Source organism: Shewanella oncorhynchi, assembly GCF_012584455.1.
Taxonomy (GTDB): Bacteria; Pseudomonadota; Gammaproteobacteria; order Enterobacterales; family Shewanellaceae; genus Shewanella; species Shewanella oncorhynchi.
This window is the reverse complement of sequence record NZ_JABAEB010000013.1, coordinates 132,987-146,958: the sequence shown is the minus strand read 5'-3', so window position 1 is coordinate 146,958 and position 13,972 is coordinate 132,987. Positions and strand designations below refer to the sequence as shown.

At 41.7% G+C, this 13,972-nt stretch carries 12 protein-coding genes; 3 read left to right on the top strand and 9 right to left on the bottom strand.

The window, feature by feature from the left end; all coding sequences use genetic code 11:
- Nucleotides 1–314 precede the first annotated feature (314 nt).
- Nucleotides 315–617 (top strand): encapsulin-associated ferritin-like protein, encoded by a 303-nt coding sequence (locus tag HGO26_RS18860; protein WP_028759930.1) that lies wholly within the window; start codon nt 315–317, stop codon nt 615–617.
- A 423-nt stretch (nt 618–1,040) separates the two neighbouring features.
- Here the strand turns inward: HGO26_RS18860 and HGO26_RS18855 are convergent, their stop codons facing one another.
- The 7 genes from HGO26_RS18855 to HGO26_RS18825 form a co-directional block, all read right to left on the bottom strand.
- Complete coding sequence (locus HGO26_RS18855; protein WP_131524762.1) at nt 1,041–1,199, bottom strand: DUF3309 family protein; 159 nt, start codon at nt 1,197–1,199, stop codon at nt 1,041–1,043.
- A 136-nt stretch (nt 1,200–1,335) separates the two neighbouring features.
- Nucleotides 1,336–1,521, bottom strand: a complete 186-nt coding sequence (locus HGO26_RS18850; protein ID WP_028759929.1) for a CsbD family protein — start codon at nt 1,519–1,521, stop codon at nt 1,336–1,338.
- Between the two features lie 814 nt (nt 1,522–2,335).
- Nucleotides 2,336–2,965: a DsbA family oxidoreductase gene (locus tag HGO26_RS18845; RefSeq protein WP_168827145.1), complete on the bottom strand. Its 630-nt coding sequence runs from the start codon at nt 2,963–2,965 to the stop codon at nt 2,336–2,338.
- Nucleotides 2,966–3,148: 183 nt separating this feature from the next.
- A complete protein-coding gene (locus HGO26_RS18840; protein ID WP_113940432.1) occupies nt 3,149–3,607 on the bottom strand; it encodes a hypothetical protein in 459 nt (152 codons plus the stop codon).
- Nucleotides 3,608–4,248: 641 nt separating this feature from the next.
- Nucleotides 4,249–6,420 (bottom strand): TonB-dependent siderophore receptor, encoded by a 2,172-nt coding sequence (locus HGO26_RS18835; protein ID WP_168827143.1) that lies wholly within the window; start codon nt 6,418–6,420, stop codon nt 4,249–4,251.
- Nucleotides 6,421–6,691: 271 nt separating this feature from the next.
- Nucleotides 6,692–7,168: a hypothetical protein gene (locus tag HGO26_RS18830; protein ID WP_168827141.1), complete on the bottom strand. Its 477-nt coding sequence runs from the start codon at nt 7,166–7,168 to the stop codon at nt 6,692–6,694.
- A complete protein-coding gene (locus HGO26_RS18825) occupies nt 7,168–8,337 on the bottom strand; it encodes a PepSY-associated TM helix domain-containing protein (protein ID WP_168827139.1) in 1,170 nt (389 codons plus the stop codon). The genes HGO26_RS18830 and HGO26_RS18825 overlap by 1 nt, the downstream gene beginning before the upstream one ends.
- Before the next feature lie 128 nt (nt 8,338–8,465).
- Between HGO26_RS18825 and HGO26_RS18820 the strand changes: the two genes are divergently transcribed.
- Nucleotides 8,466–10,553: a TonB-dependent siderophore receptor gene (locus tag HGO26_RS18820; protein WP_168827149.1), complete on the top strand. Its 2,088-nt coding sequence runs from the start codon at nt 8,466–8,468 to the stop codon at nt 10,551–10,553.
- Nucleotides 10,554–10,728: 175 nt separating this feature from the next.
- Complete coding sequence (locus HGO26_RS18815) at nt 10,729–11,691, top strand: hypothetical protein (RefSeq protein WP_168827137.1); 963 nt, start codon at nt 10,729–10,731, stop codon at nt 11,689–11,691.
- Between the two features lie 130 nt (nt 11,692–11,821).
- Here the strand turns inward: HGO26_RS18815 and HGO26_RS18810 are convergent, their stop codons facing one another.
- Together HGO26_RS18810 and HGO26_RS18805 are read right to left on the bottom strand one after the other, a co-directional pair.
- A complete protein-coding gene (locus tag HGO26_RS18810; protein ID WP_168827135.1) occupies nt 11,822–12,619 on the bottom strand; it encodes a CLCA_X family protein in 798 nt (265 codons plus the stop codon).
- 174 nt (nt 12,620–12,793) lie between these two features.
- Nucleotides 12,794–13,828, bottom strand: a complete 1,035-nt coding sequence (locus HGO26_RS18805) for a GGDEF domain-containing protein (protein ID WP_168827133.1) — start codon at nt 13,826–13,828, stop codon at nt 12,794–12,796.
- Nucleotides 13,829–13,972 lie beyond the last annotated feature (144 nt).

Below are 13,972 nucleotides of genomic sequence, written 5' to 3'. Positions count from 1 at the left end.
CATGTTTTCACCTAAAGTCATCTACGAGGTAATAATATCACCTCTATTTAGGTGGCCAAAATTAGTGTGCCACTACATGCCACTACATAAATCAAATATTCGCAGTGGTATTTCTGCACCCTCTCCAATCCTTTTAAACGAGCGGCCTAAAAATTTTTGACTAAGTACGGCATCGAACAGACACTCGAAGGTTAAGGTCGCAGAATAATGCATTCAAAGTCTGTTCGTTGAAAATAGCGTTAAGACAATCATCTGCAATTATCATCACCGCTCAATAGTGAGCGATCCTATCTGCATTTATCGAGGAAATCCCAATGTCGAATGAAGGTTATCATGAACCCATTACTGAACTCACCGATAAAACCAAGGACATGCACCGTGCACTTACATCACTGATGGAAGAGCTTGAAGCAATAGACTGGTATAACCAAAGAGTTGATGCGTGCAAAAATAATGAGTTGAGAGAGATACTTATACATAATCGAGACGAAGAAAAAGAACATGCTGCAATGCTACAAGAATGGATAAGGAGACAAGATCCGAGCTTTGATAAACAGCTAAAACATTACCTTTTTACAGATACGCCTGTTGCTCACACACCTATTGTTCACAAATAAGTATTCAATCTGGCTGTTTGAGCAAGCCATTTTCGTGAGAAAACGCCTTTAGTCACTAAGTTGCCGTTCTTATAATACAAACCTCTGCATGTGTTATTGCACCATTTAGCTCATTTCATACAGCCTTGCAGAATACTAGCGTGCAAATGTATTACTACGGACACTGTATTCTACGGACTTAGTGACTTTCATTTTTAGCGTGAAGGACTTCACCTAATGCCACCTTAACGAAATATCTTGCGTGTAAATCTTAGACGTACAGGACCTTTCAATCTCAGTATGGCGAGCACTGCCGTGCAAGAAAAACGAGCGATGTCAGCCATTTTTGAACGACTAAAAACATCACTCACTATTTTTAGCTACCTACGGCAATTAGAAATGACGACTCAATATTGAGGTCATACATCACTTAGGCTTTATCGCTCAAATTTTACCGAGTAGAAGGAATATAACGAGGATCAATACTACCAAACCTAATCCACCGCTCGGGCCGTACCCCCAGCTCTTACTGTGTGGCCAAGTCGGAGCCACACCGATCAGCATCAGAATCAAAACCACCAATAATATTGTTCCTATACTCATGAGAGTCTCCTAGACATTATGGATATAACTCGAACCAGAAATCTTAATCAATATGACTAAGATCCTTTTAAATACCCACATAAAGCTGCCAAACTTTATGCTTAAGGTGCTTACTTAATTGTAAAAGCCTCTGACATCAACTGTGTTTTTCGGCATCCTTAGCCGCTTCTTTTACATTACCAATTGCTTTTTGAGTTTTACCTTTTATCTGTTTCTGAACCCCTTTCATCTGCTGTTTCGGGTTGCCAACGATCTCACCAATTTTTTGCTGCACTTTGCCTGCAGCGTCTTTTATTGAACCTTCTATCTGGTCTTTGTTCATGGTCAATTTCCTTTTGTTGTTGATATAACATCTAAATAATAATGAGCGTTAACAATCAGCTATGAGTTATTGTTCATTTTTAGTAAATAGCTTTTAGCAAACATCTACATATTTTTAGTAAATATCTTAGTTGGTAAAATATCAGTAAAGCGACATAAAAATTAGACTAAAATTAATTCCGCGGTATTTTCATAAAATTGTGTGACTGGCTCTACATCAATCACGCCGCGTCAACTTAGGTATTAACGCTACAATATGACATTGGTTTGAATAGGAAAATATTTTGTAGCAATCTTGAATTTTACCTTAAACATATTGTGGTGATCATTTTATTTACTGAAAATTTAGTATTAATCATGACTGAATTCCATTATTTAATTATCTAGTGATTTTTTCAGCTAAAGCTGACATCCTAATGATGAGCCAAAACATCAAGCTAAACAACATAAACCATCTTATTAAGATAAAGCTTACCCATTAAAGGCATATCAATCTAAACTCTGTATCCAATTTATAATTTATCTAAAAGTGTGTCTGTGCGATAGCGTACACATTATAAATATTTTAATCCGCAATTTAACTTAAAACACAATGAAACATCAGCTGATACCTAATGTAGCTACATTTTGGTATGTCATCGATGCCATTAAAAATATGTATATGAGTGTTCAGTGGATAAACTCAGAAGGAACTAAGAGGTATAACTCTAAAACGTTAAAATGGTCTAGAAGTGTTCATAGCATCTTGTAGAGCTTAGAAAACCACAGCTGGTAGTCTAAGGTTTTTAGCACCAACTAGCCTCGGTTGCTGATTTTTACAATAATGCTTCTATATTCGCAAGAAGAACACGATAACCTACGTTACCATAAAATATTTGTCTACCTTTGTCGATAATATAGGTTGGACTGCCTTGTAGATTTTGTTGTGCTGACTTTTGGTAGTTGCTCATTAATGCGGCTATAGCAGAACCATCATGAACGCTTGAGATGATTTTTTTCTGTTCCAGCCCATAGAAATCAACCAGATCATAAAGTATTTCAAGCTTACCAATATCCAATGCGTCGATAAAAAATGCACTCCGAAATTTCAATGCCATATTGATACTGGTGTTTTTGTCATAGATAAGTTCAATGGCTTTGAGCACTAAATGAGCATTGGCCGACGTTGTCGGTCTGACTTCAGTCCATATTTTTGAGTTCGTGGGAACGTCATCACGGATAGATGCAGATTTATGTACATGTTCTGCAAAACCATTATATTGACCTTTCTGTTTCCACTGTGTCTCAATTTTTGTGTGAACATCACCAAATACATCAAGATGATGATATTTAACATGAATTTTATTTTCTAACTTTTGATTTAACTCCTCAATACGTTGTTGTGCAACCCAAGCCCACACACAAAGAATATCAGAGTAGTAATCAATGATCAGGGGTTGATTCATGTTAATCCTTAATAAGGTGGCAGTTTAAGTCATACACTCTAGTTTCAAGGCTAATCAATAATTATTGTGATGGCAGATCTACTTGTTACCCACAGAAGTCAAGATTTCAATATCTGAACTACAGAATAAATACCGAGGCTACACCGAGCAATAGGTACAAGGATGTGATTTTTAGCAGACATACTAGAAGTCATCGATTTGTTTCATATTACGTGCCAGCAATCGCTTTTCAGCTTCTTCAAGAGACAGTATATTGCTAAGAAATTCAGTTACGGAAGGTGCAGAACTGCAATTTTGTAGATATTCAAACAGCCCTACAATATTTTTATGATACTCAAGTGTGGCCATCGCTATCTCATCCGTATCCATCCTCTTAAACGGATGTTCACCTATGGTGTTAAAAGGAATAGCGGTTTTTTCATAATAATGCCGACAATAAGTGTTAAGTGCATTGCTATTGCCATTATCTTCGAACTGTCTGATAACTAGTGCCATTTTTTGCTCGTGGGCTGAAATATACTCCAACAGTAATCCGCTTCTTTCGCTATCATTTGTAAGTGCGCAATGTGCCGCAAATGCATGCAGCTGTTGGTGTATATTTCTAGTCCATTGCATAACATCATAAAGCGTTTCTATTTGCATATTATTCTCCTCAAAATGGGAGTCCTTGGTCTTTACTGTGAAAAATGAATCACTTTTCTATGCATTGATGAAAATAAATTTACTAAACAAGCCCATATTTACAATGGTATTATTTCTCATTAAAAGCGCAGTTTTTAAATGATTATTGACTAAATTGTCAAACGCTGATGTCTATTATTGATGATATGAATTATTGATAACTTGTCATCAACATAAAATACTTTATAAGTCCAACAACGGATTAATCTATGTAGCATCTGGTCTTTAGCTTAAAAGGCTGGCGATAAGCCACAACCTGTAATAAGGCTAATAGCATGAGTATACCTATATTTTTCTATTGACTCTGTTCGTTGCCGCACTGATTCTTGACAATACAATGCGCACAAGAAAGAGGGAAAACTACCAATACAATATGTTGCACTTCCATAACTAGATTGAAGGGCATCATCTTCCCGCGTTCAGTTAATAACAGTATTAGATTTGGGAACGAACCATAGGTGAGCTAGCCCAATATTTACCGATATTAGTACTGAGTCGTTAATACGCACTAAACAAGCCATCAAAATATTTAGAATAACAATAATAGAAGATAAAAAAGGAGTAGCCGATAAATCGGCTACTCCTTTTATTTAGCGGAAAATTTAAAAGCGGTAATTAAAGCTCAGGGTCACATTACGTGGGGTTCCGTAATGATACACGCTATATGCTTCGGACATTGAGGCAGAGGCAGACATATAAGCATAGTATTTTTCGTCTAATAGGTTCTCTACGTTAAGTTGCAGATCCATGTTGTCAGTGAGGTTATAACGAGCCATCAGGTTGACTAAAGAGTAAGCATCCTGATCGATTTTTACTGTCCCCCCTTCAGAGTAACTATCACTCTGCCAGTTAATACCACCACCCACGGTCAACTCAGGCAGGTAATCGACAAACTGATAAGTTGTGAATAGTTTAAACTGTTTACGAGGGCTAGTAGTCGCCACTTTTTTTCCGTCAGCATCTTCCGCTGTAAACTGCGAATAGCCAGCCGTGATATTCCACCCATCGATAAACTCCCCCACCACTTCTAACTCAAAGCCTGTACTCTCAGTACCTTGAGCAGCTTTGTAATAAGTGGTTGGAGTACCGTCAACAATGATAGTTCCAGCGGGTGTTGCCAGATTATCCTGTTCAATCTTAAACAGTGCCACTGCGGTGTGCAGACGATCATCTAGATAAGCGCTCTTTAAACCGATTTCATAGGCTTTACCTTCGAGTGGCTCTAAATAATCACCGTTAATATCCTTACTGTTCTGCGGATTAAATATTTCGGTATAACTGGCGTAAACACGATGCTCTTCGTTTATGTCATACAAGGCGCCAACATAAGGAACGAACACGCCATCATCACCAAAGTTGGTATCAGTACCATAACTGATCCCTTCGCGGTTCCAACTAGAAATACGGCCACCGGCAATCACTTTTAAATCATCGGTAAGTGTTAGCCGAGTTGCTGCGTAGAGACCTTTCTGCTCAGTATCCATATTCAACTGGCGATTGGCGTTTGTTGACCATTCAGGCTCTTCAAAGGCGTTGCTTTGCCAATCATAAAAGTTTTCAACTGCCTTTGAGTCCCAGCCTGTCATATTCTCACGGATGGGTTCATAGGTATCAGCATAGGATTTCTGTTTGCTGTATAAGGCACCAGTCACAAATTGATGCTCACGGTTAAAGAGTTGGTAATCGCCTTTCAACTGAAAATCGAAATTATCAGAGTTACTTTCACCATGGCTGTGATAACGCTGACCGCTCAAACCTGCACCGGTTTCTTTATTCAGCAAGCCAGACATATAGATCATTTTGGTGGTGGTTTCATATTCCATGCGATTATAGTTCGCCACCAACTGCCAACCATTGCTGAAATAATGGTTCAAGTTAGCAAAATAGTTGATGTTAGTCGTTTCCCAACGGCTCCAATCTGCCGCTGTTGTAGTAGAAACATCCCAATCAGTAGCCGAACCATCGCTGAATACTGCTGGTAACGCACCCCACATCGCTCCTTTGGGGTTGTTGTTATTGTAACTACCGCCAACGCGCAGCATAGTGTTGTCAGTAATGTCTGAATCAATTACGCCGTAAAGAATGGTCTTACTGTCTTGATAAAGATCCTGATAAGAATCGCTATTGACATATTTAGCGACCATGCGACCGCGCACACTGCCACTGTCGTTGAGGCCATTAGAAACATCTGCGGTAACTTGTTTTTTATCCCAGCTACCCGTAGCAACATCAACATAGCCCTTAAGTTCGTCACTGTCGGCATGTTTGCGCACTAGGTTGATTGAAGCAGAAGGATCACCTGCTCCCGTTAGTAAGCCTGTTGCACCACGCACCACCTCTACACGCTCGTACAAAGAGATATCTGACACAGTCTCACCTGCATCGCCCCCCAAACTCCAAGATAAAGGTACGCCATCGATCTGGTAATTCTGAACCGCAAAACCACGGGCCATAAAGCCATTTCGAACGTTATCTGTTTTAGATGAAGACAAACCTACTGTGTTATTAACCACATCAACAACGGTATTGAGTGCCTGATCCTGGATCCGTTCAGCGGTCAAGATGCTCACTGACTGTGGCGTTTCCTGCAGTGACAGCCCTAAACCTGTGGCGGTATCAATGGTTCGACTCACAGTGTACTTGCCCATCACTGTTATTTTTTCAATATTTTGATCATTTGCATCTGCTGCAGAAGACGGCTCTGCAGCCAAGACTGACAAAGGGTTTAATGCCAAAGTAATGGCAGACGCGAGAGGTAGTAGATAAAAGCGCATAGTAATTTAGGGAGTTTATTTAGGATGGATATACGGTAACACTATTGCGAATCACTTTCATTTGTATTTTGGTGATATATATAACAAATTCATCATTTATTAATGAGGAATAAACGTCCCCGTTGTGTTTATGCCTTCAAAAGTGAGCGTTTACGGCGAAAAAGGTTATTCTTTACCCGTATTCGGTTAATCATTCTTAATCTACGCCACTAAAAGCGACCCTGAGATTATTACTCCATAGGATCGCCATTAGTGTTTAGTTTTTATCTCATCAGTGTGTCTGTACTATTAGCTCGGCAGGCAGAGGCCACTTTGCCACTTGCCACTCACCTTGCCAATTCTCTATCGATATCCATAGACTATCGGCGGAGGTTAGCGTCTTAGTTGCGATGGCGTGTACGTGTTGGCCATGCTTATTACCATGCAAAATACCATTCTCACTGCGCTGTAAATCTACTATTGGCAAAGCCTGCGTTCCAATATTGGCATAGCCTTGGCGTATATTGCCTACCTCACCTTTTTCAAAAACCAACATGAAATCTTTCACATAGTCATCATGATGCACATAGGGATCTTTTAGATCTAAGGGTAAAGGGGCTATTTTAAATTCACCTAACTCTTGAGCCTGCCAGGCCGGCGGAAATGTAGGTGTTAGCGACTGATACAAAAACAATAGGGGGAGCAATAGAATAAACCCACTCAGTTTATATTTATTTTTTTGCCAAAAAGTTGAATGAATGAAAGCCATTAACGTACCTCCTCTAGCCTATCTGCCACAGTACTGGGGGATTCCATTTTTTTAATTGCACGCACATTACGCAGTCCCCACATCATAAATCCCGTGATTGACATACCCGATAGGATCACCCCAAAAATAAACCAAATGATTTTTGTCCAGATACCACCTAAGGTACCGTAATGCAAAGGATCTGCGATATGCATTAGCGTTTGTATTCCTGTCATCGTCTCGGGTGATGTCGCTCTTGCAATCTCCCCCGTCCAAGAGTTAATGCTAAGGTTGTAAGAATACTGATCGTAAAAAATGTGCTCGCCACTACCGCTCAGATGATACATGTCACGATTATGCTCGGGTTTCATCACATAGCTTGGTTGAAAGTCAGGAAAGTGCGTTTGTGCTAATGTTAAGGCTTGTGCAAATGACACGCTTGGATCTGCGAGATTCACATCACCCTTTTGGATAAAGGGCAATTGCTCAGCAGCAACCAATGGCGCATGTGGCTCGATATCAATATCTGCATGCCAAAAAATGGCTTGGACTAAATACCATAATCCGGTAACGGCCATAATCGTGATAAACCAAATTGACCACACACCAGACAATTTATGCAAATCGGCCAATAGTGTCTTTTTACCTTGACTCACACGCAATTTCGGAGCAAAAAAACTTCGCCAAAAACGTTTATAAACAATGAGTCCCGTCACTAAAGACGCGAGCATAAACAGCGCCATCGAACAGACAAGGTAATAGCCCAAGCTGTAACCGCTTTGCCAAGGAAATAATAACCAAGCATGCAAAGATCTGATAAAACCGGCAAATGTCATGCCTTCATTAATCTGTTGGATCTCACCAGTGTATTGATTGACATAGGCCATGGCATAGGGTTTATCCGCGTCACTGAACATGATCACATTGACCATATAAGGTTCTAAGGTCATAGCACCAGAGACTGCCGCACTTGGGTAGGCTTCCTCAACAATCGTCATCAATTCACTAACCGGTTTTACGGGTAAATCATTAGGGTTCAACGCCCTCGATGCAGGATTCGTTAACCAAGTGATCTCATGACTCAGTACTGCAATCGTCCCCGTCAAGCAGATAAAACAAAATAACAACCAAATTGGGAGCGACACCCAACCATGCAACATAAACCAGAATCGGTTACTGATCTTCGCCATTTGTGACTTTCCTAACACTTATCGTATTTCGCGAGTGTAAAGGTAATGCAAATTGTTATCAATACGATGTACTGGGAATTATTTTCAATTAGAATGCCGGTCACAAAATACTATGATGGGGAATCATGATGGATAAAACCTTGTTAGCAGCGCTCATTTCGAGCCTATTGTTAGCGCCGAATTCCTACGCCGACGAAACTCAATCTGACGCAGACGCCAATATCGAAGTGATCAGTATTAAAGGTAGTCGTTTAGATAAAGCTGCTACAGCAACGGGCTTACCCTTAACACTGAGAGAAACGCCGCAGTCAGTGACGATTATAGATCAAGAATTTATTCAGAGTTTTTCTCTTAACAATGTTGCTGACTTAATGTTTTTAACACCGGGTATTTCTGCACAGAAAGCAGAAACTAACCGCTACTTTTTCAGCGCCCGTGGTAATCCAATCACTAACTTCCAATTTGATGGTGTGCCCGTTAACTATTCTAGTTTCTTCAATGATGCTTCGACCGATACGGTTATCTTCGATCGAGTAGAAGTGGTTCGTGGTGCAACCGGATTATTAACGGGTGCAGGAGAACCCTCGGCCGCCATCAATCTCATTCGAAAACGTCCAAAATCTTCACCAGGGGGTTACCTCAGTGCAAAAGTAGGTTCATGGGACAGTTATCGTGTAGAAGGTGATAGTTCAGTGGACATAACAGAAGATGCCGATGTCCAAGCACGTTTTGCCGCCGCCTATGAAAAATCAGATAGTTTTACCGATCTAGCCGAAGATGAAAATCTGCAAATTTATGGCGTCGTTACTGCAAGATTAAGTGATAGCACATTATTCACTTTGGGCGCGGACTATAGTGACCGCGATCCTAAAGGCTCCACTTGGGGAGCGCTGCCACTGTTTTATGCCGACGGCAGTTTAGCGAGTGACCTTCCCCGTTCGACTACCACTGCAGCATCTTGGTCTAGTTGGAAACGCCATGGTGCGAACGTTTTTTCTACTTTAGAACACAACTTTGATAATAACTGGGAACTCAAACTCGACATAGAACATCGTGAGGATAAGATGGATGGACACTTGCTATATTTATATGGATCCCCAGATAAAACCACAGGTTTGGGGATGAGTGCATTGCCTATGATCTACCAATCAACCCGTAAGCAAGATGCGGCGCGAATATTTGCTTCAGGGCCATTCGAACTATTGGGTCGAGAACATAAACTAACAACCGGCCTACTCTATTCAAAACAAGATATTAGCGCCGACTCTTTCTACACCACAGATGTTTTAAGCGTAGGCAATTTCTTTGAGTGGGATGGCTCGATTGCAGAGCCAAATTATCCATCGATTCCCACCAATGAAGAGACTGAAGAGATCCAAAAAGGTGCCTATATTGCTACCCAACTCAATCTGCACGATCAGATCACACTGCTGTTAGGTAGCCGTATCAGCCAATATAAAGTCGATCCAGGTTATGAGCACAATGATGTCATTACGCCGTATGCAGGATTGATTTACGATATCAGTGACAGTGTGTCGATTTATACCAGTTATACTGAGATTTTTCAGCCTCAAGATGCCAAAGATGCTAATAACAAACGCTTAGACCCGACAACTGGCAATAATATTGAACTTGGCAGTAAAGCCGATTTTTTCGACGAAAAACTCACCGCCAGTGTTGCAGTGTTTAAAGTTCAAAAAGAAAATGTGGCGGAAAAAGATCCTAACATTAAAGACCCACTTCCTGATGGTAGCTTTCCAATGCGCGCTGTGGATGGCACCAGTAACCGTGGTTTTGAAATGGAACTAACGGGTAGACCCACAGAGGATTGGGATCTGTACTTCAGTTACACCTACAGTGAATCTGAAAAAGCCGATGGTTCGGCCTTTGGCACACATTTACCTAAAAACTTAGTACGCTTATCTTCGCTCTATCACTTTGATGGCGCTCTAGAAGATCTCACATTAGGTGGCAACTTAAGCTGGCAGAGCAAGATTTATGTAGAAAACGCAGGTCCTAATGGCGAAAGCTCTGAACAAGCCAGTTATTTCCTTACCAATCTTATGGCAAGTTATCAACTCACTGATGATGCGATTGTCCGTTTGAATATTCGAAACTTGTTTGATGAAAAGTACTACTCTAGTATTGATTTCTACAATCAAGGTTTCTTCGGCGAACCGCGAAATGTCGAACTTAGCCTGAGCTATAATTTTTAGTCTAATTGTTAATCGCAAAGACCGCGCATCACTTTTATGCGCGGTATACCTAAAGCTAAACTATCCTGCGTTAAAACAGCATCCGGTAAACTTCAATGGATTAACCCTTTGGGCTCAGGGGGGTAATCCATTACAATGAAGTCCATTTTGAGTTCGTAAAACAGATGTTCCGCCTATGCCTAAGTCTCACACCCACATGCATCAACATTTGCAAATGCCACATGCTAAATTAGATCTGCAAGCTCTAGTGGACACCCTTGCCTTTGAGCAAGTGACCATTATTGGTAATGCTTCCGGCGATTGGCAGCCTGCGACCACAGGTACGACATTTATTTTTAACGGTACTCAATGGGCTGAAAACAGCAATGTAAATAATCAGATAGTAAATATCGCCAACGGTGGTTTTGCTGAATCAAAATATGCCTTTGTGGTACAAGGTCATCCACAAAGTGGTCTGCTTACCCAAGCCTTAACGCAAGTTGCGATTGAATTAACGCCTCAGCTTGGCTGCTGGCCTTCATCTGGGTTAACCACAATCGTGTTGATGCAGCAGTTGTCTCAGCATGTGCAAGTGCAGCGTATGTCGCTGTTTCCGAGTTTAGCAAGACCCAATGATTTACCGCCTGACGATCACTTACCTTGCATGGTGCATAATTGGTTAGGCGAACGACGGATTGCCCAGGCTTTGATACCATCGCTCGACTGGCCTGAATTTAGCTTAGCGTCCGTATTTTCACCTCGCCTATCCGCAATAAACCAAATGCAACCATGCCAAGTCACACCTAGGATAAACGCATATAATCCCTTTGATTTGCTTGAGCGTTTACAGGAATCGAGCTCATTAATCGCAGATGCACTAAATCCAGCCACGCGGCAGATGCAACTTGAATGGCTAATCACACTGGCGCATACACCCATTAATATTTGGCTACAACTTGCTCACCCTAGCCAGATCATCAATGCTGAAACTTTATTTTTCAACCACATGCCTGAATCAAAACCCAGCTATTGGTATTTAATGGATACTCAGGCATCTCAATATCTTGATGCGATTCGCCATAGTTTGGCCTATTGTTGGCAAACGTTGTCAACTAAGCACACGAGCTTAATTGGCAACGAGCCTTCAAACGGCTCGTGACCCTCCCCCTGTCCACTACCATTCGCATTCAAAACACATTCAAAATACCTAAGGCGAATGTCGTTTTACATTTTGCCTTGCCCTTTAGCGATGCTAAACCAACCTCTGTTTAAATGCATGACTCAAAACGTCAACACGCCCTAGTTAAGGGATTTTTACCCAATGCGATCCCCAACGGTTCAAAGTAATTGATCAGCGCCTGAAAAATCACTTGTCTGTGGGCCGCATCGGGATAAGCCCCCTCCTTTGCCATTGCTGAGAAACTGGTTCCCGACACTAAATACGGATTCGAAATATCAGTATAGGATTCAATACAGGCTTCAAATACTCGCGCCATCATCTCCGTTGGCCGAGAGAAGTACTGCATCCCATGTTTTTTATCTAATGCAATCGCTCGGCGAACATAATCATGGGGCTCATCACCCTGCCCACTCAACAATGTCACTTTGAAGATCTCAGATAATCGAGCATTTAATGGATGCTCTATGATGGGCAGATTGGATAGCCAAAGATCGCTCGCACACTGAAACCGCTTATTAGTGGGTTTGAATGATTTAGCGGCAATATAATGGTCAAACGCATGCCAAAACTCATGGGCTAAAGCACCAGCACCTGCATTTTTAGCCAATGCTAACTCTCGGGTCGCGGGAGCATAATGGGCCTGAACGCCCTTTTGGCCGCCATGACCAAAGGCCAGGCTGACGGTTTCTCGCAGCCCTAAAGTCAAAGGTGGCAATTTTAAGATAAAGGCCAGATCGGCGAGCGAATCAAACACTAAATCCGCAGCAATGCGCGATTCATCCCGCGTCACCCAGCGGCCAACACGGACATGGCTAAAACCAAAGGTTTGTTTAATATCAAGAAAAGTGACTTGCTCACCAAATCGATAATCGGGTCCATAGCGGTTATATTGCTGATTGATTAACACGGCTTACCTTGAACCCTATGCAGTGAGAGACACATTAAGCTGGCTATTTTAGGTTAAAAGACAGAGGAACAAAACGCTGCATTAAGTACAATATCAAGTTAAGAATAGGAGCCAACCAGCGCTTACTCTTGGTTTGGTATCGCGATGCTTAGATTTCGACAACCACAGGGTTCGTTAAGCTTTAGCCGTTAATATCACATCATCCCAAACCACGACACGATTTCGCCCCGTAGTTTTAGCGTGGTACAAGGCTTTATCGGCCTCGGCCACCAGCTTTTCAGCATCTGAACGGCACTGACTTCCTATTTCAATCGGTGAAGGCACAGACTGAAGCGCTAAAATACCGCTGTTTTCTTCGATGGCATGATGAGTAATTACAGGTGTTAACGCACTCACTCCTGCCGAAAATTGATAGTGAAAATCGGCGACTATCGCTGAAATATCTTCATTCGCAAGCGCTAACATCATACGCGTCACAATTTTCTGCGCGACATCGACCGACGTTTCTGGCAGTAATAGCGCAAATTCCTCACCGCCGAAGCGACCAAAGATATCGTATGGGCGCGTGCGAGCACTGATAAATTGGGTAAAATGCTGCAATATCTTGTCACCCACTTGATGCCCATAGCGATCATTAACGAGTTTAAAATAATCGATATCCATCATGACAAGGCACAAAGGTAACTGTAGACGACTCAAGCGTTTGATTTCATGCTCTAACTGCTGGAAAAAATGCCGTCGATTGGCAATACCGGTTAATTCATCGGTGAGTGCGAGTCGATTCAACTCAGTCTGCGCATTCCTTAGGGCAAATTCGACCTGTTTTAACTGGGTAATATCGGTGCAAACAATGACCATATCGCCATTGTGATAAACCTGCTCAGAAAGTTGCAACCAGCTACCGTCGACCAGATCCACTTCAAAACGTCGAAAAGCTGATTTACGTTGATTCGCATGAATAAGTTCAAGCCATTCCTCTATGGTTTCATGATCAATTTTAGGCCCTTGCTTATGGGTAAAGGCAAAGTGCATCATGTCGTCAAAATGCCGGCCAGCCATGTCTTGATCAACAAAACCAAACATTTTCGCAAAGGTATGGTTATAAAAGATAAAATGATTGTGCTTGTCCAAAACAGCGAGGCCATTCTCGCTTAGCCGTAAGGCTTCGGTTAAAAAGGGGTAAACAGACTCAAGAGATTCTTTTTCCATCGATTATTCCTAGCAATGACGCTTTTAGAGAAGATCTCCGACATGTTTAGATTAGCAGCGTTCTACACTAATCACAGCGTCTTTGTCTTTACCCCCATATTACCGCAACGGGATTGGCTCTACCGCGATGTAAATCCCACACAT

Coding starts and splice junctions, on each gene's coding strand:
- HGO26_RS18860 (WP_028759930.1), top strand. CDS start 315: ATGTCGAATGAAGGTTATCATGAACCCATTACTGAACTCACCGATAAA.
- HGO26_RS18855 (WP_131524762.1), bottom strand. CDS start 1,199: ATGAGTATAGGAACAATATTATTGGTGGTTTTGATTCTGATGCTGATC.
- HGO26_RS18850 (WP_028759929.1), bottom strand. CDS start 1,521: ATGAACAAAGACCAGATAGAAGGTTCAATAAAAGACGCTGCAGGCAAA.
- HGO26_RS18845 (WP_168827145.1), bottom strand. CDS start 2,965: ATGAATCAACCCCTGATCATTGATTACTACTCTGATATTCTTTGTGTG.
- HGO26_RS18840 (WP_113940432.1), bottom strand. CDS start 3,607: ATGCAAATAGAAACGCTTTATGATGTTATGCAATGGACTAGAAATATA.
- HGO26_RS18835 (WP_168827143.1), bottom strand. CDS start 6,420: ATGCGCTTTTATCTACTACCTCTCGCGTCTGCCATTACTTTGGCATTA.
- HGO26_RS18830 (WP_168827141.1), bottom strand. CDS start 7,168: ATGGCTTTCATTCATTCAACTTTTTGGCAAAAAAATAAATATAAACTG.
- HGO26_RS18825 (WP_168827139.1), bottom strand. CDS start 8,337: ATGGCGAAGATCAGTAACCGATTCTGGTTTATGTTGCATGGTTGGGTG.
- HGO26_RS18820 (WP_168827149.1), top strand. CDS start 8,466: ATGGATAAAACCTTGTTAGCAGCGCTCATTTCGAGCCTATTGTTAGCG.
- HGO26_RS18815 (WP_168827137.1), top strand. CDS start 10,729: ATGCCTAAGTCTCACACCCACATGCATCAACATTTGCAAATGCCACAT.
- HGO26_RS18805 (WP_168827133.1), bottom strand. CDS start 13,828: ATGGAAAAAGAATCTCTTGAGTCTGTTTACCCCTTTTTAACCGAAGCC.